At 65.6% G+C, this 25,612-nt stretch carries 18 protein-coding genes and 2 riboswitches; of the genes, 5 read left to right on the top strand and 13 right to left on the bottom strand.

Going from position 1 to position 25,612, the window contains the following annotated elements:
• Positions 1–9 precede the first annotated feature (9 nt).
• From AC1MGT_RS01680 to AC1MGT_RS01700, 5 genes are all read right to left on the bottom strand, one after another.
• On the bottom strand, positions 10–1,161 hold the full coding sequence (locus AC1MGT_RS01680; protein WP_499502733.1) for an MFS transporter: 1,152 nt from the start codon (positions 1,159–1,161) through the stop codon (positions 10–12).
• The gene (locus AC1MGT_RS01685) at positions 1,151–1,684 is read right to left on the bottom strand and encodes a TetR/AcrR family transcriptional regulator (protein ID WP_499502734.1); all 534 of its coding nucleotides are present in this window, start codon (positions 1,682–1,684) and stop codon (positions 1,151–1,153) included. The genes AC1MGT_RS01680 and AC1MGT_RS01685 overlap by 11 nt, the downstream gene beginning before the upstream one ends.
• A gap of 106 nt (positions 1,685–1,790) precedes the next feature.
• On the bottom strand, positions 1,791–3,086 hold the full coding sequence (locus AC1MGT_RS01690) for a hybrid sensor histidine kinase/response regulator (protein WP_499502735.1): 1,296 nt from the start codon (positions 3,084–3,086) through the stop codon (positions 1,791–1,793).
• A gap of 9 nt (positions 3,087–3,095) precedes the next feature.
• Positions 3,096–4,562 carry an ATPase domain-containing protein gene (locus AC1MGT_RS01695; protein WP_499502736.1) on the bottom strand — a complete coding sequence of 489 codons (1,467 nt, stop codon included), beginning with the start codon at positions 4,560–4,562 and terminating at the stop codon, positions 3,096–3,098.
• A complete protein-coding gene (locus tag AC1MGT_RS01700) occupies positions 4,562–4,945 on the bottom strand; it encodes a hypothetical protein (protein ID WP_499502737.1) in 384 nt (127 codons plus the stop codon). The genes AC1MGT_RS01695 and AC1MGT_RS01700 overlap by 1 nt, the downstream gene beginning before the upstream one ends.
• Before the next feature lie 319 nt (positions 4,946–5,264).
• Here AC1MGT_RS01700 and AC1MGT_RS01705 point away from each other — a divergent pair, with 319 nt between their 5' ends.
• On the top strand, positions 5,265–7,061 hold the full coding sequence (locus AC1MGT_RS01705; protein ID WP_499502738.1) for a DUF885 domain-containing protein: 1,797 nt from the start codon (positions 5,265–5,267) through the stop codon (positions 7,059–7,061).
• A 245-nt stretch (positions 7,062–7,306) separates the two neighbouring features.
• Here the strand turns inward: AC1MGT_RS01705 and AC1MGT_RS01710 are convergent, their stop codons facing one another.
• The 7 genes from AC1MGT_RS01710 to AC1MGT_RS01740 all read right to left on the bottom strand — a co-directional run bounded on the left by AC1MGT_RS01710 (position 7,307) and on the right by AC1MGT_RS01740 (position 19,215).
• Positions 7,307–7,792, bottom strand: coding sequence for a hypothetical protein (locus tag AC1MGT_RS01710; protein ID WP_499502739.1), 486 nt, complete (start codon positions 7,790–7,792; stop codon positions 7,307–7,309).
• Positions 7,792–8,328, bottom strand: a complete 537-nt coding sequence (def, locus tag AC1MGT_RS01715) for a peptide deformylase (RefSeq protein WP_499502740.1) — start codon at positions 8,326–8,328, stop codon at positions 7,792–7,794. The genes AC1MGT_RS01710 and def overlap by 1 nt, the downstream gene beginning before the upstream one ends.
• Positions 8,325–9,218 carry a UTP--glucose-1-phosphate uridylyltransferase GalU gene (galU, locus tag AC1MGT_RS01720; protein WP_499502741.1) on the bottom strand — a complete coding sequence of 298 codons (894 nt, stop codon included), beginning with the start codon at positions 9,216–9,218 and terminating at the stop codon, positions 8,325–8,327. Before galU ends, def begins: the two co-directional genes overlap by 4 nt.
• Before the next feature lie 9 nt (positions 9,219–9,227).
• A complete protein-coding gene (gene ligA, locus AC1MGT_RS01725) occupies positions 9,228–11,555 on the bottom strand; it encodes an NAD-dependent DNA ligase LigA (protein WP_499504361.1) in 2,328 nt (775 codons plus the stop codon).
• Positions 11,556–11,595: 40 nt separating this feature from the next.
• The gene (locus tag AC1MGT_RS01730) at positions 11,596–13,011 is read right to left on the bottom strand and encodes a cell division protein ZipA C-terminal FtsZ-binding domain-containing protein (protein WP_499502742.1); all 1,416 of its coding nucleotides are present in this window, start codon (positions 13,009–13,011) and stop codon (positions 11,596–11,598) included.
• A 194-nt stretch (positions 13,012–13,205) separates the two neighbouring features.
• A complete protein-coding gene (gene smc / locus AC1MGT_RS01735) occupies positions 13,206–16,718 on the bottom strand; it encodes a chromosome segregation protein SMC (protein WP_499502744.1) in 3,513 nt (1,170 codons plus the stop codon).
• Between the two features lie 91 nt (positions 16,719–16,809).
• Complete coding sequence (locus tag AC1MGT_RS01740; RefSeq protein ID WP_499502745.1) at positions 16,810–19,215, bottom strand: DUF1631 family protein; 2,406 nt, start codon at positions 19,213–19,215, stop codon at positions 16,810–16,812.
• 181 nt (positions 19,216–19,396) lie between these two features.
• Here AC1MGT_RS01740 and AC1MGT_RS01745 point away from each other — a divergent pair, with 181 nt between their 5' ends.
• Positions 19,397–19,801: a hypothetical protein gene (locus AC1MGT_RS01745; RefSeq protein WP_499502746.1), complete on the top strand. Its 405-nt coding sequence runs from the start codon at positions 19,397–19,399 to the stop codon at positions 19,799–19,801.
• Positions 19,802–19,851: 50 nt separating this feature from the next.
• Here the strand turns inward: AC1MGT_RS01745 and AC1MGT_RS01750 are convergent, their stop codons facing one another.
• Entirely contained in the window at positions 19,852–20,412 is a 561-nt protein-coding gene (locus tag AC1MGT_RS01750; RefSeq protein WP_499502747.1) for an ATP-dependent Clp protease proteolytic subunit, read from the bottom strand.
• A gap of 407 nt (positions 20,413–20,819) precedes the next feature.
• Positions 20,820–20,904, top strand: a riboswitch (glycine riboswitch).
• A 17-nt stretch (positions 20,905–20,921) separates the two neighbouring features.
• Positions 20,922–21,018: riboswitch (glycine riboswitch) on the top strand.
• 46 nt (positions 21,019–21,064) lie between these two features.
• On the opposite strand from AC1MGT_RS01750, the gene gcvT reads away from it, so the two are divergent.
• The 3 genes from gcvT to gcvP all read left to right on the top strand — a co-directional run bounded on the left by gcvT (position 21,065) and on the right by gcvP (position 25,600).
• Positions 21,065–22,183 (top strand): glycine cleavage system aminomethyltransferase GcvT, encoded by a 1,119-nt coding sequence (gene gcvT / locus AC1MGT_RS01755; RefSeq protein WP_332533356.1) that lies wholly within the window; start codon positions 21,065–21,067, stop codon positions 22,181–22,183.
• Between the two features lie 58 nt (positions 22,184–22,241).
• A complete protein-coding gene (gene gcvH / locus AC1MGT_RS01760) occupies positions 22,242–22,622 on the top strand; it encodes a glycine cleavage system protein GcvH (protein WP_332533355.1) in 381 nt (126 codons plus the stop codon).
• Positions 22,623–22,717: 95 nt separating this feature from the next.
• Positions 22,718–25,600 (top strand): aminomethyl-transferring glycine dehydrogenase, encoded by a 2,883-nt coding sequence (gene gcvP / locus AC1MGT_RS01765; RefSeq protein WP_499502748.1) that lies wholly within the window; start codon positions 22,718–22,720, stop codon positions 25,598–25,600.
• Positions 25,601–25,612: the final 12 nt, after the last annotated feature.

Below are 25,612 nucleotides of genomic sequence, written 5' to 3' on the forward strand. Positions count from 1 at the left end.
GAATAAGCGTCAAGGCGCGACAAATGCCTTATGGGTAGAATGCCGTGGACGAATACCAGCTGACAGCAAGGCCACACCCGCAAATACAGCCAACGCCACAAACGCGCTATAGCCGCTCAACAATGTGCCAAATAATGGCGATCCTGCGCTCTGGCCTGCTGCGAGAATCAGAAACGGGATGCCCAAGCCCAGGTCGGGCCGATCCGGAAGCAGCCGGATACCCTGGATCAGAAACGCGCCGGACGACGTGATATACGCAGCCCCGAACAGCGCCACGCTGATGAAAGCGAATGCCACCGAGACCGACGTGAAGGACAGGCCAAGCATCCCCACCGCCATCCCGACCAGCGAAACCCAATGAACCCGCACGAGGCCGAACCGCTGCACGAAAACGCCCGTCATCGCGCCGGCAACGCCGGCCAGACCAAGCGCCACCCAGGTCCAGGCGATATCGCTTTGCGTGAAGTCGAATTCATCGCGCAACAGACTGCCGCCAAATGTCCAGACTGCGGTACTCGACAAGCCCATCAAAAAGCTGCCCACGCAGAGCGCCAGCATGCCGGGGCGCTTGAAGATGGCGAATGAAACCGGCTCGCTCGCGGTGCGTTTGTGCCCTGTTGGCACTGCATACCATACCCACACGGCGACTGCGCAGCTGATTGCCGAAAACAGGATATAGAGTTCACGCCAGCCACCGAAGGCGATCAGGCTCGCCAGGCCGGAAAATACGATGCCCGCTGCGGTGCCCGCATTGATGATCGCATTGGCTTTCGGCCGGTGGGCATCGTCAAATTGCAATGAGACCGCCGTCGCCAGTGGCGGCGAGGTCAGGCCGGTACTCAGCCCTGCCAGCGCAACGCCCACCCCCAGTACCCATCCGGTCGTGGACGACGTAATGATGACCATGCCGATGGTCGACGCCAATCCTGCGGCAAAGGCAATCGCCCGTGGCGAGCACGCACGGTTCAACGCGAAGGTGATGCACACGCCAATGCAATACGCGACGAACGCGCTGCTGCCGATCCAGCCCGTGGTGCCGATATCGAGGGATAGCTCAGTGCGTATCTGCGGCAGCAGCAGCCCGAAGGCAAAGCGCGCGAGCCCGTACGAGACGGCAGTCAGCGCGAAAGCCGCCGCCAGAAGGTTGACGTTATGTTTCACTGTGCTTGCCTGCATGGGCCATCAGGGATGTGGCAGCAGCCCTTGCAGCGCGAATCACCGTTGTATTGTCCAGGCTGGCGATGGCCGTGGCGCCTTCGAACAGGATCCAGATCTGGGAAGACAGCAGCGCATCGTCATGACCCAGTGTGTGACTGACGCGCCTGGTGATTTCCCTGAAAAACGCGGCTTTTTGCCCGCGCACCAGGGCCACGATGTCGTCGTTCGCACCCCGGTATTCATTGCCCGCCCGCAGCAGCAGACAGCCCGAGGCACCGAATTGGTCCGACCATCGTTCGAGCGTATTGAACAGCGATTCGACAGTGCCGATCTCTGCGTCGTCATGATTCAGAAGAGCAATGAATGCCGCATGCCGCGATTCGAGCGCAGCCATGACGAGTCCGTCCCGCGAACCGAAGTGCTTGTACAGCGTGCGGGTGGATGCGCCGACCGTGGCGCCGATGTGATCAACGCCGATGCCGCGCAAGCCTTCCCGCGCGAACAGCTGTGCTGCAGCTGCAGCCATGTCCGTTTTCTTGTCCATGGCCCAAGTGTACAACGATCGTTGTACATGTCAAGCGTGCAGAGTCTGCACGTGATTTGTTTCATGATGCATGGAGAGTGAAGTCTATTTACGCTGACGCAGCCGACACGCCAGCCAGCGCCTCGACGAGCGTGGCCGGCGACACCGGCTTGACCAGGTAGCGATCGAATCCAGCTGCCAGCGCCCGTTCGCGATCACGTGGCTGACCATAGCCCGACAGCGCCACCGTCAGTGGCCGTGGGATGGACTGGGCGGCGCGCAGGCGCGCCATCAGTTCGAACCCGTCGATGCCGGGCAAGCCGATGTCGCACACGATGGCGTCGAAGCGCCCTTCCAGCGCGAGCGCCAGGCCGGCATGGCCGTCTGCTGCGATCTCGACCTGGTGGCCTTCGAATTCAAGCAGCAGGCGCAATACGTCGGAGGCGTCGCCATTGTCTTCGATGATGAGGATCCGACGCGCGGCACTGGCCGCATGTGCCGGCGCTGCGATAGCGGCGCGCGGCGCCGCGGCGGCCGACTGCGGCAGGCAGACGGTAAAGGTGCTGCCCTGCCCCGGGCCATCGCTGCCGGCAGTGACGCTGCCGCCATGCATGGTCACCAGATTGCGCACGACGTTCAGGCCCACGCCCAGTCCGCCCTCGGAGCGCGCCAGCGAGCGTGGCCCCTGCGTGAACAGCTCGAACGCGCGCCCGATGGTCTCGTCCGACATGCCGGCGCCATTGTCCGCAATCGTGACCGCGATGCCCTCGCCGCAGCGCACGGAGACGGCAACGCGGCCACCATCCTGTGTGTACTTCGAGGCGTTGTTGAGCAGATTGGTGAAGACCTGCGTCAGACGCACGCGGTCACCGTCGACGACGAGATCGCGCTCGTCGTGGGTGATCGTGAGGCTCTGCCTGCGCTCGCGTACCCGTGGCATGATCGTCTCGGCGGCGTGTTCGAGCACTTCGGCCAGGCGCAATGGCTCGATCGCCAGCGTGATCTTGCCGCTGCTCAGGCGTGCGGCGTCGAGCAGGTCGTCGAGCAAGCGCGCCATATGGTCCACCTGGCGCTGGATCACGGCCGTCAGGCGCGCCAGCGGTAACGAAGCGACCGGGCCACGTTCGAGCAGGCCTGCCGAGACGCTGATGGGCACCAGCGGATTGCGCAGTTCGTGCGCCAGCATGGCAAGGAACTCGTTCTGGCGCCGGTTGTTGTCTTCGGCATCGTCGCGCGAGGTTTGCGCATCGACCGCCGCCAGCACCAGGTGTTCGTTGGCCTCGCGCAGGCTGTCAGCCAGCGCCGTGCTGGCCTCGAGCTCACGCCGCAACTGCGCGTTCTCGCGCTCGAGCTGCGCGAGACGGCTCTCGGCCGTGACGGGTTCGTTGCCCGGAAGCGCCGGCATGGAAGTCATTCAGGTGGCGCCGCGCGTGGTCGGCAACCCGTGCAGCACACCCTCGTGCGCGGTGCTGATCGCATCGATGTGGATGCCAGCGTCGTCGATATGGAATTCCCGCAGATCGTGACTGTGGCTGCTGCCGCGTACCTTGACCACCGAAATGAACCGGCGCAGCTGGCCGGCGCTCTCGCCAAAGCGCATCAGGACGATCGCATCGGTCAGGTAGGCCACTTCGGCCTGGCTGAAGCGCAGATGGGTGAAGTCGTCATCCATCCCCATCGTGACGAGTACCGTGACGTTGCGCTTGGCCAGTGACGTGAGCATCTGGAACACGGTGGCGCGCAACTGATTGCGCCCTTCCGGCGCCAGGTACAGCGACAGCTCGGACAGTGAATCGACCACCACCCGGCGCGCGCCGGTACGGTCGATCGCATCGTTCAGCGCCTCGAGCAGCTCGTCGACCGTCAGGTCGATCATGCGGCTTTCGAGCACCACCACGTCGCCTGCGTCCACCATCGCGGCCAGTTCGGCATTGCGCAGGCGCGATGTTCCTTTCTCGAACGACAGGGCCACGCCCTTCTCGCCATGACGTACGCCCTCTTGCAGGAAGCGCGTGGCCAGGATGGTCTTGCCGCAACCGCTGGGCCCGGTGACCATCAGCGAATGCCCCTGCGGCAGGCCGCCATGCAGCAGCACGTCGAGGTCGCGCGTGCCGGTCGGGATACGCTTGTGATCGCGGTCGGTCGGCGCGCCGTCGTGATGGTCGTGGGCCAGCGGCGGCAGCATGCGTGGGTAGACGCGGATGCCGTCGCTGGTGATACGGAAGGTGTGCGAGCCGTTCATGTGGGCCTGGCCGCGCATCTTCACCACGCGCATCTTGCGCACCACCGAATTGTCGTCATGGACGGGCGTCAGCGAGATCATGCCATCGGCCACCGTCATGATCGGACTGGCCTCGACATCGCTGTTGGCATATTCGCCGATCAGGAAGGTGGTCGCTTGCCAGCTCGTCATGCGCGTGCCGAGATCCTGGATGAAGTGCTGCAGGTCGGCCACGCCCTCATTGCCGCTGCGCGCCGTCTGCGCCACCGAGCGGAACGAATCAACGAACACGAGGCTCGGCGCGAAATCTTCGACCTCTTTCATCACGCGCGCCAGGACAGTGCTGAAGTCGCCAGCGCGCAGGTCTTCGGCCAGGTTCACGTAGCGCACCGCAGTGCCGACCTTCTGCATGTCAAAGAAACTGTACTGCTGCTGGTAACGCAGCATCTTCAGCGGCGGCTCGCCCAGCACGGTGAAGAACAGCGCGCGGCGCTCGGGCGTTGCGATCGAGAACATGATCTGGTGGGCGAGCGTGGTCTTGCCCGAACCCGGTGGCCCGGCGATCAGGTTGAACGAAAACTCGCTCAGCCCTCCTCCGAGCAGGACATCGAGCCCTTGCACACCAGTGCTCAATTTCCCAAGTGATACTTTGTCGCTCATTACTTGTGCTCCTGTACTTTCTTGTCTTCTCCGTCAACCGTCGCGGCATCGAGCAGGCGTCGCGCAAGTGCGTGCCCGATCAGCGACGCCAGCAGGTCGGTAAACGTCTGGAGCAGGGCCGCGTGGGCCGCTTGTGCGAGGTCGGGTGCAACGCTGGCGAGCATGTCGTCAAGCGCGTCGATTTGGGCGGCGCGGGTCTTGCACGGCGCAGTCGTGGCCAGCCATGTGTAGTCGGGACCGACGAGGCGCAGGGCCCGGCCATACAGCGCGCAGAAACCGTTGTCGCCAATGAGTGGGCCCAACTGGTCGGCTAGACGCCGCCAGGACTGAATGAGTAACAGGTGCTCGACGGAGCGGCCGGGATCACCCTTACTCGTCATCATGTCTGGATCGAAAAGCAATTGCGGCCGTTATCATCATGAAAGGTCCATGCACGCTGCGGTGCGGATTGGTCGTACGCCCGCGTCGTGTGGTGCCCGGCGATAGGTTGGCAACATTATATCGTGGCTTTTGATCGTTTCTTTTGAAAGGCTGAAGTAAATCGTGCGCAGCAATATGCCTCTGCAGGCCATCGACAAGGCGTCAATACGCCGTGGAGAGGGTGTTTGCATGCAGTAGGCATTCCCGGCAATCCCCGCTAAGATGGCATGCGCCGGGCGAACATGCTCCCGAGCATCATGCACACTCATGGATTGGGATTCAATGGAAAAGAAGAAGCTCAGCGCCGTCATCTCGACGGCCTTCGTGGTAATGGGATTGGCCATGGCGCCAGCAGCAGCGATAGCGGCTGTGCCTGCAGCGGGCAAGGCTGCGCAGGCAACGCCAGCCGATGCGCGCTTCAAGGACATCTATACGCGAGAATGGAAGTGGCGCGTCGCCGAAAAGCTCGAGCGCGATGAGGACGCACCGGACGCCAGCCGCGGCTTCGCCCGGGTCGATGCGCCAGCGCAGGAAGCGCGCCGCGTGTACTGGGCCGGCATCCTGAAACAGCTCGATGCGATCAAGCCCGCCAGCCTGTCGCCAGCAGAGCGCATCAACTTCGCCGTGTACCGCGCGCAGATCGCCTCGCTGCACGACGCCCAGGTATTCCGCGAGTTCGAGCAGCCGGTCAATGCCGACAGCGCGTTCTGGACCGGCGTCACCTACGGCGCGCGCCGCCCGCTCAAGACCACGCAGGCTTACCGCAACTATCTTGACCAGCTCGAGGGCATCCCGGCGTACTTCGACGAAGAGATCGGCAATATGCGCGCCGGCCTCGCGCGCGGCTTCACGCCGCCGAAGGTCACCCTGGCCGGCCGCGAAAGCACGCTGCTATCGGTAACCGAGGCCAAGACACCGCAGGATACGGTGTTCTACGGCCCATTCAAAGAGATGCCGTCGACCATGCCTGCGACCGAGCAGGAAACGCTGCGCCGCCAGGCCGTGGCGATCATCGCCGACAAGGTGCAGCCGGCGCACGCGAAAACCCTCGCCTTCTTCCGCGACGAATACGTGCCGAAGGCCCGCACCACGCTGGCCGCCCAGGACATGCCGGGTGGGAAGGATTACTACCAGTCGAAGATCGTCGAATTCACGACGACCAACCTGACGGCCGACCAGATCCATGCGATTGGCCTGGCCGAGATGGCCAAGATCCGCGCCGAGATGCACGACATCATGCGGCAGGTCGGCTTCAAGGGTGACCTGCAGGCCTTCCTGCAGTTTCTGCGCACCGATCCGCAGTTCTATGCCAAGACGCCCGCAGAGCTGCTCAAGAGCGCGGCGTGGACCGCCAAGCGCTTCGACGCCAAGGCTGACCAGTACTTCGGGCACCTGCCGCGCCGGCGCTTTGCGATCGTGCCGGTGCCGGACGATCAGGCACCATTCTGGACAGCGGGCCGCGGCGGCCCGGGCATGTACTGGGTGAACACCTACAACTTGCCGGCGCGCCCGCTCTACAGCCTGCCGGCGCTGACGCTGCACGAATCGGCGCCCGGCCACGCGTTCCAGATTCCGCTGGCGCAGGAGCAGAAAGGCGTGCCGCCGTTTCGCCGCGCGTACATCTCGGCCTATGGCGAAGGCTGGGCACTGTACACCGAGCGCCTGGGCGCCGAAATGGGCATCTATGAGACGCCGTATGAAGTGTTCGGGATGCTCAGCTACCAGGCCTGGCGCGCGTCACGCCTCGTGGTCGACACGGGTGTGCACGCGAAGGGCTGGACGCGCGAACAGGCGCAGGCCTACCTGATGGAGAACACGGCGCTGTCGAAGCACGAAGTCGAGACCGAAGTGGATCGCTACATCTCGTGGCCGGGCCAGGCGCTGTCGTACTACCTGGGCCAGATGGCAATCCAGGAAGCGCGCGCCAGGGCCGAAAAGGCGCTGGGACCGAAGTTCGATATCCGCAACTTCCACGACACCGTGCTGCATATGGGATCGGTGCCGCTGCCGGTGCTTCAGCAGCGGATCAACGCCTTCATCGCCGACGGTGGACCGAGTCCGTATCCGAAGGAAAGCTGACCGCTCCGGCGTTGAACGCGTGGAAGGCAAAGCCGGGGTCACAAAGCCGGGGTCAGGTCTGACATTTGGACACGGCCTCAGCCTTAGCAAAGCCGGGGTCAGGTCTGACATTCGGACACGGCTTCAGCCTTAGCCACTTTCATCAGTGTCTTGCCTAGTGTTAGCATCGCCCCGGCCTGCTAGTCACGGCTACCTGACTGTCGAGATCGTGTCCGAATGTCAGACCTGACCCCCGCTTTTTGCATTTATCGCTGGAACAGTTTGAACTTGAGCTGGAACGAGATACCGCCGTACAGGCGGTCCTTGTAGTTCGGGATGATCCCGACATTCACGCCAACGCGCTCGTACTCGTAGGTCAGCGTGGGAATCACACCTGGGAACCAGCCGCCGTCGCGCGTCTTCGGGTAGCCGTCGAACGCCGCCAGCGCCAGGCCCACCCGCACCGGTCCCACTGCGTATGGCTGCCAGATCACGCCAGCGTAGTTCGACCAGGCGCGGTCGCTGTTGTAGAAGCGCCCGCCGGTGGCGGCCAGCGTGCCGCTGAAGCGGTATTCGAGCGCGAGGCCCTTGTTGTTATTGTTCAGGTCCTTGTCGCCGTCGAAGTGGGCCGTGTAAAAGCCTGTGTCGATCCACAATTCGCTTTTTGGCGCCGGGTCGATCTTCGTGAAGAAGTCGGCGCCGTGCGCCAGCGGGGCCGCGCCCAGGAGCGCCAGCAGATAAAGAGTGCGCATCAAGCGTCGGCTTTCTGATCAAGCTCAGGAAACATCACGTCGGTGAAACCGAAGCGGTTGAAATCGCGGATACGCGACGGGTACAGAATGCCCAGCAGGTGATCCACTTCATGCTGCACCACGCGCGCATGGAATCCTTCGGCGTCAACGGCGATGCGCTTGCCGAACTGGTCGAAGCCTTCGTAATGCAGGCGCGCGTAGCGTGGGACGCTGCCGCGCAGGCCCGGTATCGACAGGCAGCCTTCGAAGCCCTCTTCCATCGCCTCGCCGATCGGCGTGAGCACGGGATTGATCAACACGGTTTCCGGCACCGGCGGCGCGTCCGGATAGCGCTGGTTGCTGGCAAAACCGAAGACCACCAGCTGCAGGTCGATGCCAATCTGCGGCGCGGCCAGGCCCACGCCTTTGGCCGCATGCATGGTCTCGAACATGTCCGCCACTAGCGTGTGCAGCTCGGGCGTGTCAAATTGCGTGACCGGCGGGGCCACGCGCAGCAGGCGCGGATCGCCCATGCGCAGGATGGTTCGTACGGTCATTGCGCCCCCTCCCCAGCCAGCAACGCGGTCAGCGACGCGCGGAAGCCTTCGGCGGTCTCGGGGTGTTTCAGGCCCATGGCCGTCATCGCCTGAAGGTAACCTAGTTTGGAGCCGCAGTCGTAGCGCTGGCCGGCGTAGCGGTAGGCCAGCACGCGCTCGGCCTGCATCAGCGCGGCAATGCCGTCGGTCAGCTGGATTTCGCCGCCGGCGCCCTTGCCGATCGTCTCGAGGTAGCCGAAGATCGATGGCGACAGCACGTAGCGGCCAACGACGGCCAGCGTCGACGGGGCATCGGCCGGCTGCGGTTTCTCGATGATGTCGGACACCAGTTCGAGGTTCGGGCGGTACGGCGAGGCGCTGACGATCCCGTACTGGCGCGTCTGCTCGCGCGGCACGTCCTGCACCGCCAGGATGCTGCTGCGCTCATACGTGTAGAGGTCGGTCATCTGCGCCAGCACCGGCTTGTGGCCGGCGGTCGTGTCCATGAAGTCGTCGGCCAGCAGAACGGCAAATGGATCGTTGCCCACCACCGGGCGAGCGCACAGCACCGCGTGGCCCAGGCCCAGAGGTGACGACTGGCGGATGTAGATGCAGTTGACGTTCTTCGGAATGACATTGCGCACCGTCTCGAGCAGCGCCTGCTTGCCGGCCGCTTCCAGCTCGGCCTCGAGCTCGTAGGCGGTGTCGAAATGGTCTTCGATCGCGCGCTTGTTGCGGCCCGTGATGAAGATCAGCTCCGTGATGCCGGCGGCGACCGCCTCTTCGACCGCGTACTGGATCAGCGGCTTGTCGACGATCGGCAGCATTTCCTTCGGCTGCGCCTTGGTCGCGGGCAGGAAGCGGCTGCCAAGGCCGGCCACAGGAAATACGGCTTTGCGGATCAGGGTCATCGGGTTCAGTCAGGTTGGTGATGATTGGCCGAGCAGCGCGAGCAGCGCTGCTTCGTCCAGGATCGCGACGCCCAGTTCTTCGGCCTTGGCCAACTTGCTGCCCGCCTCCGCACCGGCCACCACGTACGAGGTCTTCTTGGATACCGAGCCGGCAATCTTGCCGCCGGCCGCTTCGATCAGGGCGCCGGCCGCGTCGCGGCTCATCGTCGGCAGCGTCCCGGTCAGCACGAACGTCTTGCCGGTCAATGGGCCTTCAGGCGCCAGCGCAGCTTCGGGCACCGCGTCGAGCAGTTCGCGCCGCATGGCAGCAAGCGCCGTCACCAGATCGCGGTTGGCTGCGTCGGCCAGCCATCCTTCCAGCGCGCTCGCCACCGTGGCCGGCAAGCCGAAGATCCCGAAGTCGGTGCGCGCCGCGATGGTGTCCAGGGTCTGGCCGGCGGCGATGATCTGGCGCGCGCGCGGCTCGGTCAGTTTCGGAATATCCAGCGCGGCCAGCAGCTTGATCTCGTCGAGCTTCTCGCGCAGCTGCGCCTTGGGCGGATGCTCGCCCTTGGGCGCCACGCCGGCCGCCAGCAAGGCATCCAGCGCATTCTGATTTTTTTGTTCAGCGAAGAAGTCGGCGATCGACTGCGCCACCGTGCCGCCGATATCGGGGAGCACGCGCAGTAGCGCGGCCGGGGCACGGCGCACCAGCGCCAGGCTGCCCAGATACTCGGCCAGCGTCTTGGCGGTGGACTCGCCAACATGGCGGATGCCCAGCGCGAACAGCAAGCGTTCGAGCGGTGGGGCCTTGCTGGCGGCAATCGCCGCGAGCAGATTGTCAGCCCACTTGGTCGGCACCTTGCCCTGCCGGACGGTCTCCGGTGTCGCAGCGTCGGCCTCGTCGGCCAGGCGCTTCATCTTGAGCAGGTCGTCCTGCGTCAGCTTGTACAGATCGGCCACGCCAGTGACCAGGTTCGCTTCGACCAGACTGTCGATGTAGCGATCGCCCAGCCCTTCGATGTCCATCATGCGCCGGCCGGCGAAGTGGCGGATCGCCTCTTTGCGCTGCGCGGCGCAGGTCAGGCCGCCGGAACAGCGCGCGACGATTTCGCCTTCTTCGCGCACGACGTGCGAGCCGCACACCGGGCAGGTCGCAGGCAAGGTGTACACCGGAGGTTCCGGCGTCGGGCGGCGTTCGAGCACCACGCCCAGCACTTCGGGAATCACGTCGCCGGCGCGGCGCACGATGACCGTGTCACCCACCCGCACGTCCTTGCGCCGCACTTCATCTTCATTGTGCAGCGTGGCGTTGGTGACGGTGACGCCCCCGACCGATACGGGCACCAGGCGCGCGACCGGCGTGATGGCGCCGGTGCGGCCGACCTGGACCTCGATCGCCTGGACCGTGGTCAAGGCTTCTTCGGCCGGGAATTTATGCGCCAGCGCGAAACGCGGCGCGCGCGAAACGAAGCCCAGCGTACGCTGGTCCTCCAGCCGGTCGACCTTGTAGACAACGCCGTCGATCTCGTACGGGAGCGACGCGCGGCGCTCGCCGATGTCGCGGTAGAACCCCAGCAAGCCATCGCGGCCGGTGACCACCTGGCGTTCCTTCGCCACCGGCAGGCCGAGCGCATCGAGCCAGTCGAGCATGGTCGAATGCGATGCGGGCAGCGCCGCCGGCGCGCCCTCGAGCTGGCCGACGCCATAGGCGAAAAAGCGCAGCCGGCGCGCGCTGGTGATGCGCGCATCCAACTGGCGCAGGCTGCCGGCGGCGGCGTTGCGCGGATTGGCAAATTCCTTGTGGCCGGCGGCGCGCTGGCGTTCGTTCAGGCTCTCGAAATCGCGCTTGAACATCAGCACTTCACCACGCACTTCGAGCACGGCCGGCACGGCGTCGCCATGCAGGCGCATCGGGATCACGCGCACGGTGCGGATGTTGGCGGTGACGTCTTCGCCCGTGTAGCCGTCGCCGCGCGTGGCGGCCTGCACGAAGCGGCCGTTTTCGTAGCGCAGGCTGATGGCCAGGCCGTCGAATTTGAGTTCGGCGTTGTAGGCGACCTCGCGCGTCTCGAGCCCTTCGCGCACGCGGCGGTCGAAGTTGTCGACATCCTCGTCGGCGAACCCGTTATTCAGCGACAGCATCGGCACTGCGTGCGTGACCTGGTTGAATTCGGAGATCGGGGTGTCGCCCACGCGCTGGGTCGGTGAATCGGGCGCGATCGCTTGCGGGTGCAGCGTCTCGAGCGCAGCGAGCTCGTGGTACAGGCGATCGTACTCGGCGTCCGGAATCGTCGGGGCGTCGAGCACGTGGTAGTTGTAGCTGGCGCGGTTCAGTTCCGCGACCAGCCAGGCCATCCGGGCCGGGGCATCGAGTTGCTCGGTCACGGCACGATCCTCAGCAGAACAGGCGCAGCGCCCGGGTCGAACCGGCGGCGATGTCGGCGGCGTCCATCTCGGCGTAGAACTCCACCACCTGGCCCTTGATTTCGTCGAGCGCCTCGGCTTCGAGCGGCTGGTTGCCATCGTCGACGATGGTCGCGTCCAGGCGCTGCGTCAGTGCGCGCGCGGTATCGACCATGCGGCCGAAGGGATCGCGCGCCGGGGCCACGCAAGGCACGTCCAGCAGCAGCGTCAGGCGCGACGTGGTGTCGGCGCCCAGCGTGACGTTGGTCGAAAGCGTAAACAGCACGCTGTTGCCGGCGCCGTCACGGTCCGGCATCGCAAAGCGCCCGTCGGGCCGCACGTCGAAGCCCGCGTTCTCAAGCGCGCCGATCAGCGTGGACATCGCCCATGGCGCGCCGTTGGCGGCCAGGTTGACGCTCAGTTGCGCGTCGTGACCGGCAACGAAGCGGTGCAGCGTACGTGCTTCGCTCATCACTTCGATCATGTCGGGCACGTGCGGCTCGGCGCCGATGTCGTCACCCACTGCGCGCAGGCGCGTGACGAGTTCGGAGTATTCGAGTTCATTCAGCGCCGTGGTGCGCGTGGCCATCTGGACGCCCGCCTGCAGCTTGGTGTAGACGCCGCCGTGCACGATCGGCTCCCACTCGCCGCTGACGGCAAAGCCGATGTAGTGGATCGGCTTGTTGCCCACGCGGCGCAGGCCGTGCAGCGTCGGCAGGATCTTGTCGCCACGGACCGGCGCTTCGAGCGCCAGCGGGATCATGCAGTCGATCAGCGGGTCGACCAGGCATTCGGCCAGTTCGGCTGGCGGCATGCCGGGACGGGTGCCCGGGAGCGATGCGGCCACGGCGTCCTGCGCGGCGGTGGCACCGGCGGCGCGGTAGGACGGTGGCACGACGGGTGCAGCTGGTGCAGCCGGTACAACTGGCGCGGGTGGCGTCGTTGGCGTGGCTGGCGCAGGTGCCGGCGTCGTTACAGGCACAGGCGTTTCTTCGGCTGCTGGCGCGGCAACCGGCGCTGGCGTCGGCGTGTCGCCCAATACCGGCGCATCGAGCTGCGGCTCGGGCTTGGTGTCGGCGACCGTGAACGCGTCCGCGTCGAGCGTCGGCTCGTTCACGCGCGTGTAGGTGAATTCCGTGTCTTTCACGGGCGCCGCGGCGCCGGTGACAGGGGCCGCTGGCGGGTTGGCTGGCAGTGTCGCTGGCGGCACGCCGAGGTCGAACATCGGCTCGCTGCGTTCGGCCGCCGGCGCGCCTTCGCCGGTGCGCATCAACACGTCGTCGTGGTCCGATGCGAACGCGCGCTCGACGCTTTTCCTGGCCTTGTACTCTTGCCATTTGTTGTAAGTGACGACACCGACGACGAACACGCCGCCGGCTGCGATCAGGCTCATTTGGAGATCAGTCATGCTGCTTGTGCCTCAATAGCGAAAGTCGCGCCGGACGCACGGTCCTGGTCTTGCCGCGAACTGGGTGATTCAATCGAAATGCCACGTGTGCGGGCAGTCCCCACGCGAAGGCATGCAATGATACCAACTCCCCCGCGTGAATGTCATTTATTAGCATTCTGACACGGGCCGGGCCGCACGCGAAGGCCGCGCGCTCACGCGGCGACGAGATCCGCCGCCGCTTCCATGTCCACCGCGACGATGCGCGAGACGCCCTGCTCCTGCATCGTCACGCCGATCAACTGGCTGGCCATCTCCATCGCGATCTTGTTATGCGAGATGAACAGGAACTGCGTGTGCTCCGACATGCGCTTGACCATGCGGCAGAACCGCTCGGTGTTGGCGTCGTCCAGCGGCGCATCGACTTCGTCGAGCAGGCAGAATGGCGCAGGATTCAGGCGGAACATCGAAAACACGAGCGCCGTCGCGGTCAGGGCCTTCTCGCCGCCCGACAGCAGGTGGATCGTCGCATTCTTCTTGCCCGGCGGTTGCGCCATCACCTGCACGCCCGCGTCGAGGATCTCGTCGCCCGTCATCACCAGGCGCGCATTGCCACCGCCGAACAGGATCGGGAACAGTTCCGAGAAATGGCCGTTCACGCGGTCGAACGTGTCTTGCAGCAGGTCGCGTGTTTCGCGGTCGATGCGTCCGATTGCGTCTTCCAGCGTGGCGATGGCTTCACTCAGGTCGGCGTTCTGCGAATCGAGGAAGTGCTTGCGCTCGCTGGCCTGTGCCAGTTCGTCCACCGCCGCCAGGTTGACGGCGCCCAGGCCGGCGATGGCATTGGTCAGGCGCGTGACTTCGCCCTGCAGGTATTGCGGCTTCAGATCGGGGACAAGCTTGGCCTGCAACTCGGCTTCATCGGCACCGGTGGCGGCCAGCGCTTCGGCGAACTGCTCCTGGTTCAGACGCGCCGCCTGCTCCTTCAGTTGCAGCTCGGTGATGCGGTCACGTTGCGGCTGCAGGCTGCGTTCGGTCTGCATGCGCGATTCTTCGGCCGTGCGCAGTTGCTGCGCGACCTGGTCGAGTTCATGGCGGGCCGCCGACAATGCCGCTTCCTGCGTCGTGCGCTGATCGAGCAGCACTTGCAGGCCTTCGTGGGCGCTGCCGCTTTCCAGCGCTGCCAGTTCCAGCCGCGCCTGCGCCAGGCTCGCCCCAACCTGCTCGGCCTGCGTCGCGGCGGTGGCGATCGTGCGGCGCAATTCATCGATGCGGCTGCGCTGGGCGCGCTCGGCGAACTGCGCTTCCTGCGCGCCGCGTTCCAGGTCGCGCAGGTGTTCGCGCGCGCGCGCCAGCGCCTGCTCCTGATCCTGGAACGCGGCCTGGTCGTCTTCGCTGGCGTCCTGCAGCTCGGCCAGTTGCATCTCGAGTTCTTCGAAAGTTTGCTCGGCCTCCGCCTGCGCCTGGCGCTGCTCGGCCTCTTGCGCCGCAATCTCGGTCAGGTCGGCCGCGATCTGGCCGCTACGCTGGTTGAAGCGCGCTTCGATCTCGCTTTGCTTGAGCACCTCGATCTGCAACGCGTGTACCTCGCGCTGCAGGGTCGCGACGCGGGCGCGCGCATCCTGCACACGCCGCGCCAGATCAAGAACAGCGGCGTCGGCGCGGGCGGCGCGTTCGCGCGCCTCGTTCGCCAGCAGCGCCTGCGCGCGCACCTGCTTGTCCGTGTTGTCGATCTCGTGCTGGCGCGCCAGCATGCCATCCTGCTCGGCGTCGGGCGCATGGAAACGCACGCTCGAACGCGTGATCACGTGTCCCTGGCGCGTGACGAAGCTGGCGCCGTGCGGCAGGCGGGCGCGCGCATCGAACGCTTCCGACGCGTCCTGCGCGATATACACGCCGTGCAGCCAGTCGTCGAGCACACCGCGCACGCCGGCGTCGTTGATGCGCAAGAGGCTCGCGAACGGCGTCAGGCCGGCCGGTGCCGGTTCACGCGCAGTACCAGGCTGCGGCGCGTACAGCGCCAGGCGCGCCGGTGGCGGGTCGTTGAAAAAGGCCTTGGTGGCGTCGAGGTTCGACACGTCGAGCGCGCCGGCGCGTTCGCGCAGCACGGCTTCGAGCGCGGTTTCCCAGCCCGACTCCACATCGAGCTGCTGCCACAGGCGCGGCAAGTCGGCCAGCGCGTGCTTCTGCAACCAGGGCTGGACCTTGCCTTTCGTTTGCACGCGGTCCTGCATCTGGCGCAGCGCGGCCAGGCGCGCTTCCAGCTGCGTGTTGGCGGCGCTCTCGCGCTGGACGTCGCCGTTGGCCTGGCGGCGCTCGGCTTCCACGGTGTCCTGGCGCGCCGTGGCGTCGTCCAGCGCCTGCGTCTGTTCTTCGAGCGCCAGCTGCTTTTCTTCGAGTTGCAGGCGCAGGTTGTCGAGCGTGGCGCTGTCGGGCAGGTTCAGCGTGTTGCGCTCTTGCTGCAGGCGCTCGCGCCGCACGACCAGGTTGGCCAGGATGCCGCCGGCGTTGCGTCCGTGGGCGGACGCAAGCTCGATGCGCTGCTGTACCGCCATGATGCGCGCACGCGCCGCATTGGCCGCATCCTGGCCGGCGCGCCAGGCCGCTTCGAGTTCGGGCAGGCGCTCGCCATGCACTTCGACCGCGATCTGGGCGCCCTCGGCCCGCGCGGCCAGTTCTTCAAGCTGCATCTCGGCTTCTTCCTGGCCTTCGCGGTGCTCCTCGGCCTGGGTCGACCAGCCGTCGCGCTGGGCGCTCAGCGTGGCGATCTGGTTTTGCAGGCGCGTGCGCGATTCGACGACGAACTTGATCTGCGCTTCGAGGCTGCCGATCTCCGCATTTACGCTGTAGAGCGCACCCTGCGCCGTGTGCAGGCGGTCGCCCGCCGCGAAGTGCGCCTGGCGCAGGTGTTCGAGGTCGAGCTCCACGCCGCGCAGTTGCGCGGTCTGGGCTTCGAGCCCGGTCTGCGCGTCTTCGATCTCGCGGAAGAACCTGACCTGCTCGGCGTTGGCGTCGTTCTTGCGCAGCAGCCAGAGGAGCTTCTGCTTTTCTTCCTGGTCGGACTGCATCTGCTGGAAGCGCCGCGCGACGGCCGCCTGCGCTTCGAGTTTTTCCAGGTTGGCGTTCAGTTCGCGCAGGATGTCTTCGACCCGCAGCAGGTTCTCGCGCGTGTCGGACAGGCGGTTTTCGGTTTCGCGCCGGCGTTCCTTGTATTTGGAGACGCCGGCCGCCTCTTCGAGGAACACGCGCAGCTCTTCGGGTCGCGATTCGATGATCCGCGAAATCATGCCCTGGCCGATGATGGCGTAGGCACGCGGCCCAAGGCCCGTGCCCAGAAAAATGTCCTGGATGTCGCGCCGGCGGACCGGCTGGCCGTTGATGTAGTAGGTGGAGGTGCCGTCGCGCGTGAGCGTGCGCTTGACGGCGATTTCCGCGTACTGGCCCCACTGGCCGGCGGCCTTGCCGGCGTTGTTGTCAAACACAAGTTCGACCGACGAGCGCCCCGCCGGCTTGCGATGCGTGGAGCCGTTGAAGATCACGTCCTGCATCGACTCGCCGCGCAGCTCGGAGGCCTTGGATTCGCCCAGCACCCAGCGCACGGCGTCGATGATGTTCGACTTGCCGCAGCCATTGGGGCCGACCACGCCGACCAGCTGGCCGGGCACCTGAAAATTGGTGGGATCGACGAACGATTTGAATCCCGACAATTTGATGGAAGAGAGGCGCACGTTGCGTGGGAGAAGAAGGTAGCGAAGAAGCGATCATCATACCATCGCCGGGATGGCGAAGGCCATGACCGGGAGGCCGACAAACGAGCGCTTACTCGGCGGCGCGATGATCCGCCGGCGGGCCTGCGTCGTTGACCGCCGCGCTGCCGACGGCGGCGCCGAGGATACGGCCGACGACCCCTTCGGCCAGCACGACCCGGATCGCGCCGGCGCGCAGCAGATCCGCCAGGCGACCTGCCGGCAGCGAGAACGCTTCCTGGCGCGCGGCGCCGGAGAAGATATACAGCGTGCGCAGCGGACTGACCCAGGCCAGGCGCACCTTGCGGACGCGATCCCCTTCGGCCAGTTCGAGACGCATGCCGCGCTCCAGACCCGCCAGGGTGTCGGCCTCCGGCCCCTGACTGGCGTGCGCCTCGTCCTCAGCCTGCGCCTGCTCTTGTGCCACGCGGCGCAGCGCATCCTGCTGCGCCGCCTCGACCGCCAGTTCGAGCTGGCGTTCGGGCGCCAGCTCGATCGGCGCGCGCACGATCGAGGCGTGGCATTCGGCCAGCTCGGCGAAGAACTGGAGCCGCTCGGCGTCCTGCCAGCGCGTGGCGTCGAGCCATTTGTTCAGGCTTGCCAGCAGCGCGGGCAGGCGCGCGATCAGGGTCTTGCGCTGCTCTTGCGTCGCCTTGGGTTTAACGCTCCAGATCAGATCTTCCATCGTGCGCGTGGCATTCTCGATTGCACCGGGGCGGCTGTCTTCGATCGTATAGGCCAGCGCCAGCGCGGCGCTCCAGCGCTGTTCGAGAAAGCCCGCCACCGCTGGCACAAGCTGCTCGCCGGTCAGGCGCATGGCCACGGCGCGCTGGGCCGAGCGCTCAGCCGCGAGCCGCTTTTCCTGGCGCGTGGCGTTGGCGATCGGGCCGGCAATGGCCGCCTGCTCGGCGGCCTCGCGTGCGGCCAGGCCGGCTTCGAGTTCGGCCACGGCGGCCTCGAATTCGGGCTGCTCGGCATCGCGCACCCGCTCGACGCTGCGGCGCATGGCGTGGTAGACGGGATCGTTCTGGTCGGCCGGCTGCTCCCAGCCCGTCTGCGAGAGCAGGTCGAGCAGGCGCCGGGCGGGATGGGCCTCCTCGTAGAAGAAGCTGCGGTCGCGCAGGGCCGCCTTGAGTACGGGCACCTGCAGGAATGCCAGCAGCTCGCGCGTCTCGGGCGCGACGCCGTCGTCCTGCAGCACGCCTTCGAACACGCGCGACAGCAGATCGAGCGTGGTGGCGTCGCCGCGCGAGAGTGCGCCGGGCGGCAGGCTGGCGCGCAGGCGCGGGAGGTAGAAGGCGCTGTGCGGGACGCTACTGTGAGTGCCGTGACCCGTGCTGGTGGCCCCTGGGGCACCGGCGTTGACGGCAAACGGGGGCAGATCCGGCATGCCGGGGATGGCGGCGCCGGTGCCGAGGCGGCCGAGCAGGTCGATCAGCGGCAGTGCGCCAAGCGCAGGTGCTGCGCTGGCGGCGCCATAGGTGAATCCGTGGGCGGGCATCGACATGGCGTGGCCAGGCGGGCCGGGGTGGAAGGCGGTTTGGGCGCCAACTTGTGCGCCAACCTGGACGCCAGCATCCGTGCTGACCGGCGTGCTCGCTGCCGGCGCCGCATCCGCCCCCCGTTCCGGCGGCGCGACCGCAAAGCCCGACGCGGTACTGGGCCGCCAGCCACCGCTGCCCTGCGGCAGGTTCGGAATCTCCGGCACGGCCAGCGCCGGGTCGAACAGCTGGCGCAGCTGGTCCGACAGCGACGCTTCGCGCCGTGCACGTTCGGCGCGGCGCGCAGCCCGGTCGTCGGTCTTGGCAAAGCGCGTGTCATCGCCCCTGCCCTTGCGCGCGGCCTTGAGCGCTTCGGTCAACGCTTCATAGAGCGGGCCGAGGTCGATCATCAGGCCCGGGCGCAGCAGTGGCGCCAGCAGGCCGTGCGCTTCCGGGTCGGGCTCGAACTCGCACCACGCCGCGTGCAGCGCGCCCAGGAACACGGCAGGGCGAAACGGGTTATGGGCAGCGCGCACGAGGTCGCGCCCCAGCAGCAATCCAAGGCGCACGCCGAGGGTGGCCAGCTGCTCCGAGTATTGCAGGTCGAACGGGCGGCTGACGGCGTCCAGCGCCATCTGCTGGTCGATCTGCTCGAGCGGCACGAGGCTCAGCGCCAAGGGGGCGGCCTGCGCAGCCGAGGCGCCTGGCGCCAGTAATGCGATCTCGGCCTCCAGCGCCGTTTCAAGAGCGCTGGTGGCCAGGTGGACGAACGCGTAATCGTTGCTCTTGAGGAGATTGCCGGATTTGACCCGACGCATGACGGCGCGGGGATCCGGGCCGGCTGTAGTAAGGTCAAGCAGGACCGACACGATGCGCCGCACGACGTCACCCAGGTCCGTGCCGACCTGGCGGCAGGCGATGGCGACCAGCTCGGCAAGCGTTGCCTGCTGGGCGGCGGCATTGCGCGCTGCGTTGGTCTGGACGGATGGGGTGGCCATGACGATTCGGCGAAATAAGGCGAGCCTCTATTTTGCCACACTCTTGCCAGTCAGCAATGAGCAAACACAGCGGGCCAGAGGCAGAGCGACACTGCGCAGGCTGCGCCAGCGCGGCGCTTGCCTGGGTCGATAGTAGCTTCCCAGGCAGGCGCCTGTCTACAGAGGCAGAGGCCGCTGTCTAATGAGTCTGCAGCGCGGCGCTTCGCCAGGTGGCAGTTCGCGGAAACGAACAACGCCATACCGGCGGCAGGAGTACGATCTGTCGACACTATTGAAAGGAATCATCATGGTCGAGAAAAACAACGCTGGTGCGGGTGCAGGCAATCAGGCCGCCACGCAGGCGCAGCATGTCGACGCTGAACGCCAGCGTCGCGAGAACAATCCAGCCGGGCAGTCCAATGCTTTGTCGAACCAGCAACCGGATTCAGCGACCGATGCATCGATGCAATCGGCGTGTCAGCCCACGCCGGTCCAGCAACCGGATACCCGTGTAAATGAATCGCATGAACCTGGCTCACTCTCCGCTGCCGACGTGCAGGGCGGCATTCCCGGGCCGCACGCGAGCGCAGGGCGCCAGAGCAACTAGAACGACACCAGGCGCTGAGCCAGACTCGCGCCAGGCAGATCGGACGACGGTCAGATATTGCGCAGGATTGCGCCTTTGGGCGGCGCAAAGTCTTTCACTTCATGAATCATCCTGGCCAGCTTGGCATCGCGCGCCGTCATGTGCAGGTCGCCGTACTGATGCACGCTCCATTGCTCGGGCGTGAGCTCGATCTCCTTGCGCAGGATCGCCTCAGTACGCGCATCGTCGGCGCGCAAGCCCTCGACGATGATATTGAGCGCGTCCGGCCGCGAACCGGGCGAGGCCGTCGCGTGCGACTTGTGAATCATGAACCGCGCCGTCTCGCTGGCATAGCGGCGCGACCCGGCCAGATACACGACAACGGCAATCGACGCCACCGCCCCGGCGTTGTACATGACGAATTTAATGGGCGAATTGGCCATGAAGTTATACAGGCACAGCCCATCGCTGACATAACCGCCGTTGGATTGCAGCAGCACGTGGGCGGTATCGATGCCATCTTCCGTCATATTGGCCACCGCCTCGAACATCCGGTGCACCATATCACTGTTGACATCGCCAGACAGCGTAAACCACCCCTCTTTCTCCTGCAGCGCTTTAGCTTGATTCATAGTCTGTTCCGCCTACAAAATAAGTGAACCAAGTGTAGCAAATCCCCTCGCACGCTCTCCACAACCGACCACCAATAGTGCAAAGCAATGTTTCAGGGCAATCCCACGCCAACCCACAATCAGGGTCAGAGTAGATTTAATGGGCAATTCCTCAAAGTTGTCAAACAATTCGACTCTGACCCTCATTATTATTTGCTAATTTAGCGCTACCAAAATCCGGGTTCGATTCTCTTCGTCATCTAGTTTTCTAAACGCATCGTTTTTATTGCCGCACAGGTCAAAAATAATGAGGGTCAGAGTCGATTTAATGGGCAATTGTCAAAAGTTGTCAAACAATTCGACTCTGACCCTAATTATGAGTTTGGGGGTGTGCGGTTGACAGTCGGCAAAGGGTGGAATATCCTCCGCAGTCTTGATCGGGAGAGCGCAGCTTGCTGCCGCCGAAGGGGCACTCACCCATAAACTCTCAGGCAAAAGGACCGGTCAAGGGACTGCGGCGCGACGCGCGGCGGTTCAACTCTGGAGAGCGGCCGCGGTAGCGGTCCACCGAAGGGGCAAGCGGCGCACAGCCGCTATCTCTCAGGTACCAAGGACAGAGGGGTCGACAGCGCACGACGACCGTGCTGTACCCCTATTTCTGCCTGAGGATTCCATGACGCTCAAAGCGACCCCGCTCAATTCCGCTCACCGCGCCGCCAACGCCAAGATGGTCGATTTCGGCGGCTGGGACATGCCCGTCAACTACGGTTCGCAAATCGAAGAGCACAACGCGGTGCGCAGCGACGCCGGCATGTTCGACGTGTCCCACATGTGCGTCGTCGACGTCAAGGGCGCCAACGTGCGCACGTTCCTGCGTGGTCTGCTGGCCAATAACGTCGACAAGCTGCAGGTGCCGGGCAAGGCCCTGTACTCGTGCATGCTCAATCCCGAAGGCGGCGTCATCGACGACCTGATCGTCTATTTCCTGTCCGAAGAATGGTTCCGCATCGTCGTCAACGCCGGCACGGCCGAAAAAGACGTCGCCTGGATGAACCAGCAGAACACCGCCACCAACAGCGGCGTGACCATCACCGCGCGCCGCGACGGCAACGATCCGATCGCGCTGATCGCCGTGCAGGGCCCGAACGCCCGCGCCAAGGTGTGGCAGGTGCTGCCGACCACCCAGGCGCCATCGGAAAACCTCAAGCCGTTCAACGCCGTCATCGTTCCCGATACGGCGTTTGGCGAAGCGATGATCGCCCGCACCGGCTACACGGGTGAAGACGGTTTCGAGATCGGCGTGCCGGCGTCGCAAGCCGAAGCGCTGTGGAATGCCTTCGTTGCCGTCGGCATCAAGCCGGCCGGTCTCGGTGCGCGCGATACGCTGCGCCTGGAAGCCGGCATGAACCTGTACGGCCAGGACATGGACGACTCCGTCAACCCGCTCGACGCCGGCCTGGCCTGGACGATCGACCTGGTCTCCGAGCGCGATTTCATCGGCAAGGCCGCCCTGCAGGCCAAGGGCCAGGGCGCGCAGTTCGTCGGCCTGATCCTGCGCGAAAAAGGCGGCATCCTGCGCGCGCACCAGAAAGTGGTCGCGGCCTCCGGCCTGGAAGGCGAAATCACCAGCGGCACCTTCAGCCCGAGCATGCAGCAGGCGATCGCCCTGGCACGCGTGCCGATGGACGTGGCCATCGGCGACACCGTCCACGTGATCATCCGCGACAAGCGCCTGGCCGCCAGCGTCGTCAAGCTGCCGTTCGTGCGCAACGGTAAAGTGCTGGCCGCCTGAGCGCTGCCCTGCATCCAGAACACCTATACTGCTATCCACCCAACTACCCGGAGTCCCCATGAACATCCCTACCGACCTGAAATACACCGAATCCCATGAGTGGGTTCGCCGCGAAGAAGACGGCACCCTGACCGTCGGCATCACCGAGTACGCGCAGGACGCGCTGGGCGACATCGTGTTCGTCGAACTGCCGCAGGTTGGCAAGGCCTTCACCGCCGGCAGCGACGCCGCCGTCGTGGAATCGGTGAAAGCCGCCAGCGACATCTACGCGCCAGTCGACGGCACCGTCACCGCCGTGAACCAGCCAGTGGCCGACGCGCCGGACTCGATCAACCAGGACGCCTACGGCAGCTGGTTGTTCAAGCTCGCGCCAAGCGACGCCGGCTCGTACGACAATCTGCTCGACGCTGACGCCTACGGCAAGACCACCGACCACTGATCCGCCTCCAGGTGCGCCGCCGGCCCCGCCGGGGCGCACCGCCCTGCACCACCCGCCATTCTCCTTCAACGTCGCCGCAGACTGTGTCCCCCAACATGACCCGACCAAGCCTCACCCAACTCGAAGCACGTGATTCATTCATCCCGCGCCACATCGGCCCGTCCGACGCCGACCAGGCAGCGATGCTGTCGGCCCTCGGCTACGAGACCCGCGCCGCGCTGATCGACGCCGTCGTGCCAGCCAATATCCGCCGCAAGGACAAGATCGACCTGGGCCAGTTCGCCGAGCCACGCACCGAAGAAGAAGCACTGGCCACCCTCAAGGGCCTGGCCTCGAAGAACAAGGTGCTCAAGTCGCTGATCGGCCAGGGCTACCACGGCACCTTCACGCCAAAGGTCATCCTGCGCAACATCTTCGAAAACCCGGCCTGGTACACCGCCTACACGCCTTACCAGCCAGAGATTTCGCAGGGCCGCCTGGAAGCGATCCTGAACTTCCAGCAGGCCGTGACCGACCTGACCGGCATGGGCATCGCCAACTCGTCGATGCTGGACGAAGGCACCGCCGCCGCCGAAGCCATGACGCTGATCCAGCGCGTGGGCAAGTCGGCATCGAAAGTGTTCTACGTCGCCGACGACGTGCTGCCGCAGACCCGCGAAATCATCGAAACGCGCGCGCTGCCGATCGGTGTTGAAGTGCGCACCATCGCCGCGGCCGACGTCGAGTCGCTGGGCGAAACCTGCTTCGGCGTGCTGCTGCAATACCCGGGCGTGAATGGCGAAGTGCGCGACTACCGCGCCGCCGTCGAGAAACTGCACGCCGCCGGCAGCATGGTGATCGTGGCTGCCGACCTGCTGGCACTGACCCTGCTCACGCCGCCGGGCGAATGGGGCGCCGACGTCGTCGTGGGCAACAGCCAGCGCTTCGGCGTGCCGCTCGGTTTCGGCGGCCCGCACGCCGGCTATCTGGCCACGCGCGACGAATTCAAGCGCAGCATGTCCGGCCGTCTGGTCGGCGTGACGATCGACGCGCAGGGCAACCAGGCCTACCGCCTGGCGCTGCAGACGCGCGAACAGCACATCCGCCGCGAAAAAGCGACGTCGAACATCTGCACCGCGCAAGTGCTGCTGGCCGTGATGGCCGGCATGTACACGGTCTACCACGGCCCACAGGGTCTGGAGCGCATTGCGCGCCGCGTGCACCGCCAGACCGCGATCCTGGCCGCCGGCCTGCAGCAACTGGGCTTCGAGCTGGTCAACCAGACCTACTTCGACACGCTGACCGTGCGCGTCAAGGACGCCGGCGCGATCCATGCCGCAGCGGTTGAGTACGGCATCAACCTGCGCCAGATCGACGCCACGCAAGTGGGCATCGCGCTGGACGAAACCGTCACCCGCGACGACCTGGCCACGCTGATGGCCATCTTCGGCGACGGCAAACCGGTCGACCTCGACGCACTGGACGCCGACGCCAGCGATGCGCTGCCGACGGCCCTGGCCCGCACCAGCGACTACCTGACCCACCCGACCTTCAACCGCTACCACGCCGAGCACGAAATGCTGCGCTACCTGCGCGCACTGGCCGACAAGGACCTGGCGCTGGACCGCACGATGATTCCGCTCGGTTCGTGCACGATGAAGCTGAATGCGACGTCCGAGATGGTGCCGGTCACCTGGCCCGAGTTCTCGAACATCCACCCGCTGGCGCCGAACGACCAGACCGTCGGCTACCGTGAAATGATCACGCAGCTCGAGGCGATGCTGTGCGCCGCCACCGGTTACGCCGCGATCTCGCTGCAGCCGAATGCTGGTTCGCAGGGCGAGTACGCCGGTCTGCTGGTGATCCAGAAGTACCACCAGGCGCGCGGCGAAGGCCACCGCAATATCTGCCTGATCCCGTCGTCGGCCCACGGCACCAACCCGGCGTCGGCCAGCATGGTCGGCATGAAGGTCGTCGTTACCGCCTGCGATGAAAACGGCAACGTCGACCTGGCCGACCTGAAAGCCAAGGCCGAGCAGCACAGCGCGAATCTGGCCTGCGTGATGGTCACCTACCCGTCGACCCACGGCGTGTTCGAAGAAGGCATCAAGGAACTGTGCGAGATCGTGCACCAGCACGGCGGCCAGGTGTACGTCGACGGCGCCAACATGAACGCACTGGTGGGTCTGGCCTCGCCGGGCGCGTTCGGCGGCGACGTCAGCCACCTGAACCTGCACAAGACCTTCTGCATCCCGCACGGCGGTGGCGGCCCGGGCGTCGGCCCGATCGGCGTCGGCGCGCACCTGGCGAAGTTCCTGCCAAACCAGCTCTCGACCGGCTACGTCCGTGACGAACAGGGCATCGGCGCCGTCAGCGCTGCCGCCTTCGGCTCGGCCTCGATTCTGCCGATCTCGTGGATGTACATCGCGATGATGGGCGCGGATGGCCTGACGGCAGCGACCGAAGTGGCGATCCTGAACGCCAACTACATCGCGCGCCGCCTGGCGCCGCACTATCCGGTGCTGTACGCGGGCCACGACGGCCTGGTGGCGCACGAGTGCATCATCGACCTGCGTCCGCTGCAGGACAAGACCGGCATCTCGAACGAAGACGTGGCCAAGCGCCTGATGGACTTCGGTTTCCATGCGCCGACCATGAGCTTCCCGGTCCCGGGCACCCTGATGATCGAGCCGACCGAATCGGAATCGAAAGCCGAGATCGATCGCTTCATCGAGGCGATGATCACGATCCACGCCGAAATCGTCAAGGTCGAGCGCGGCGAGTACGACCGCATGGACAATCCGCTCAAGGGTGCACCGCACACGGCCGAAGTGGTCACGAGCGACGACTGGGCCCACGGCTACACGCGTGAAGTGGCGGCGTTCCCGGTCGCGAGCCTGCGCAAGAAGAAGTACTGGCCACCGGTCGGCCGCGCCGACAATGTGTACGGCGACCGCAACCTGTTCTGCGGCTGCGCGCCGATCAGCGATTACGAGTAATCACTGACCTGC

The organism is Telluria sp. BA11 (assembly GCF_056680305.1).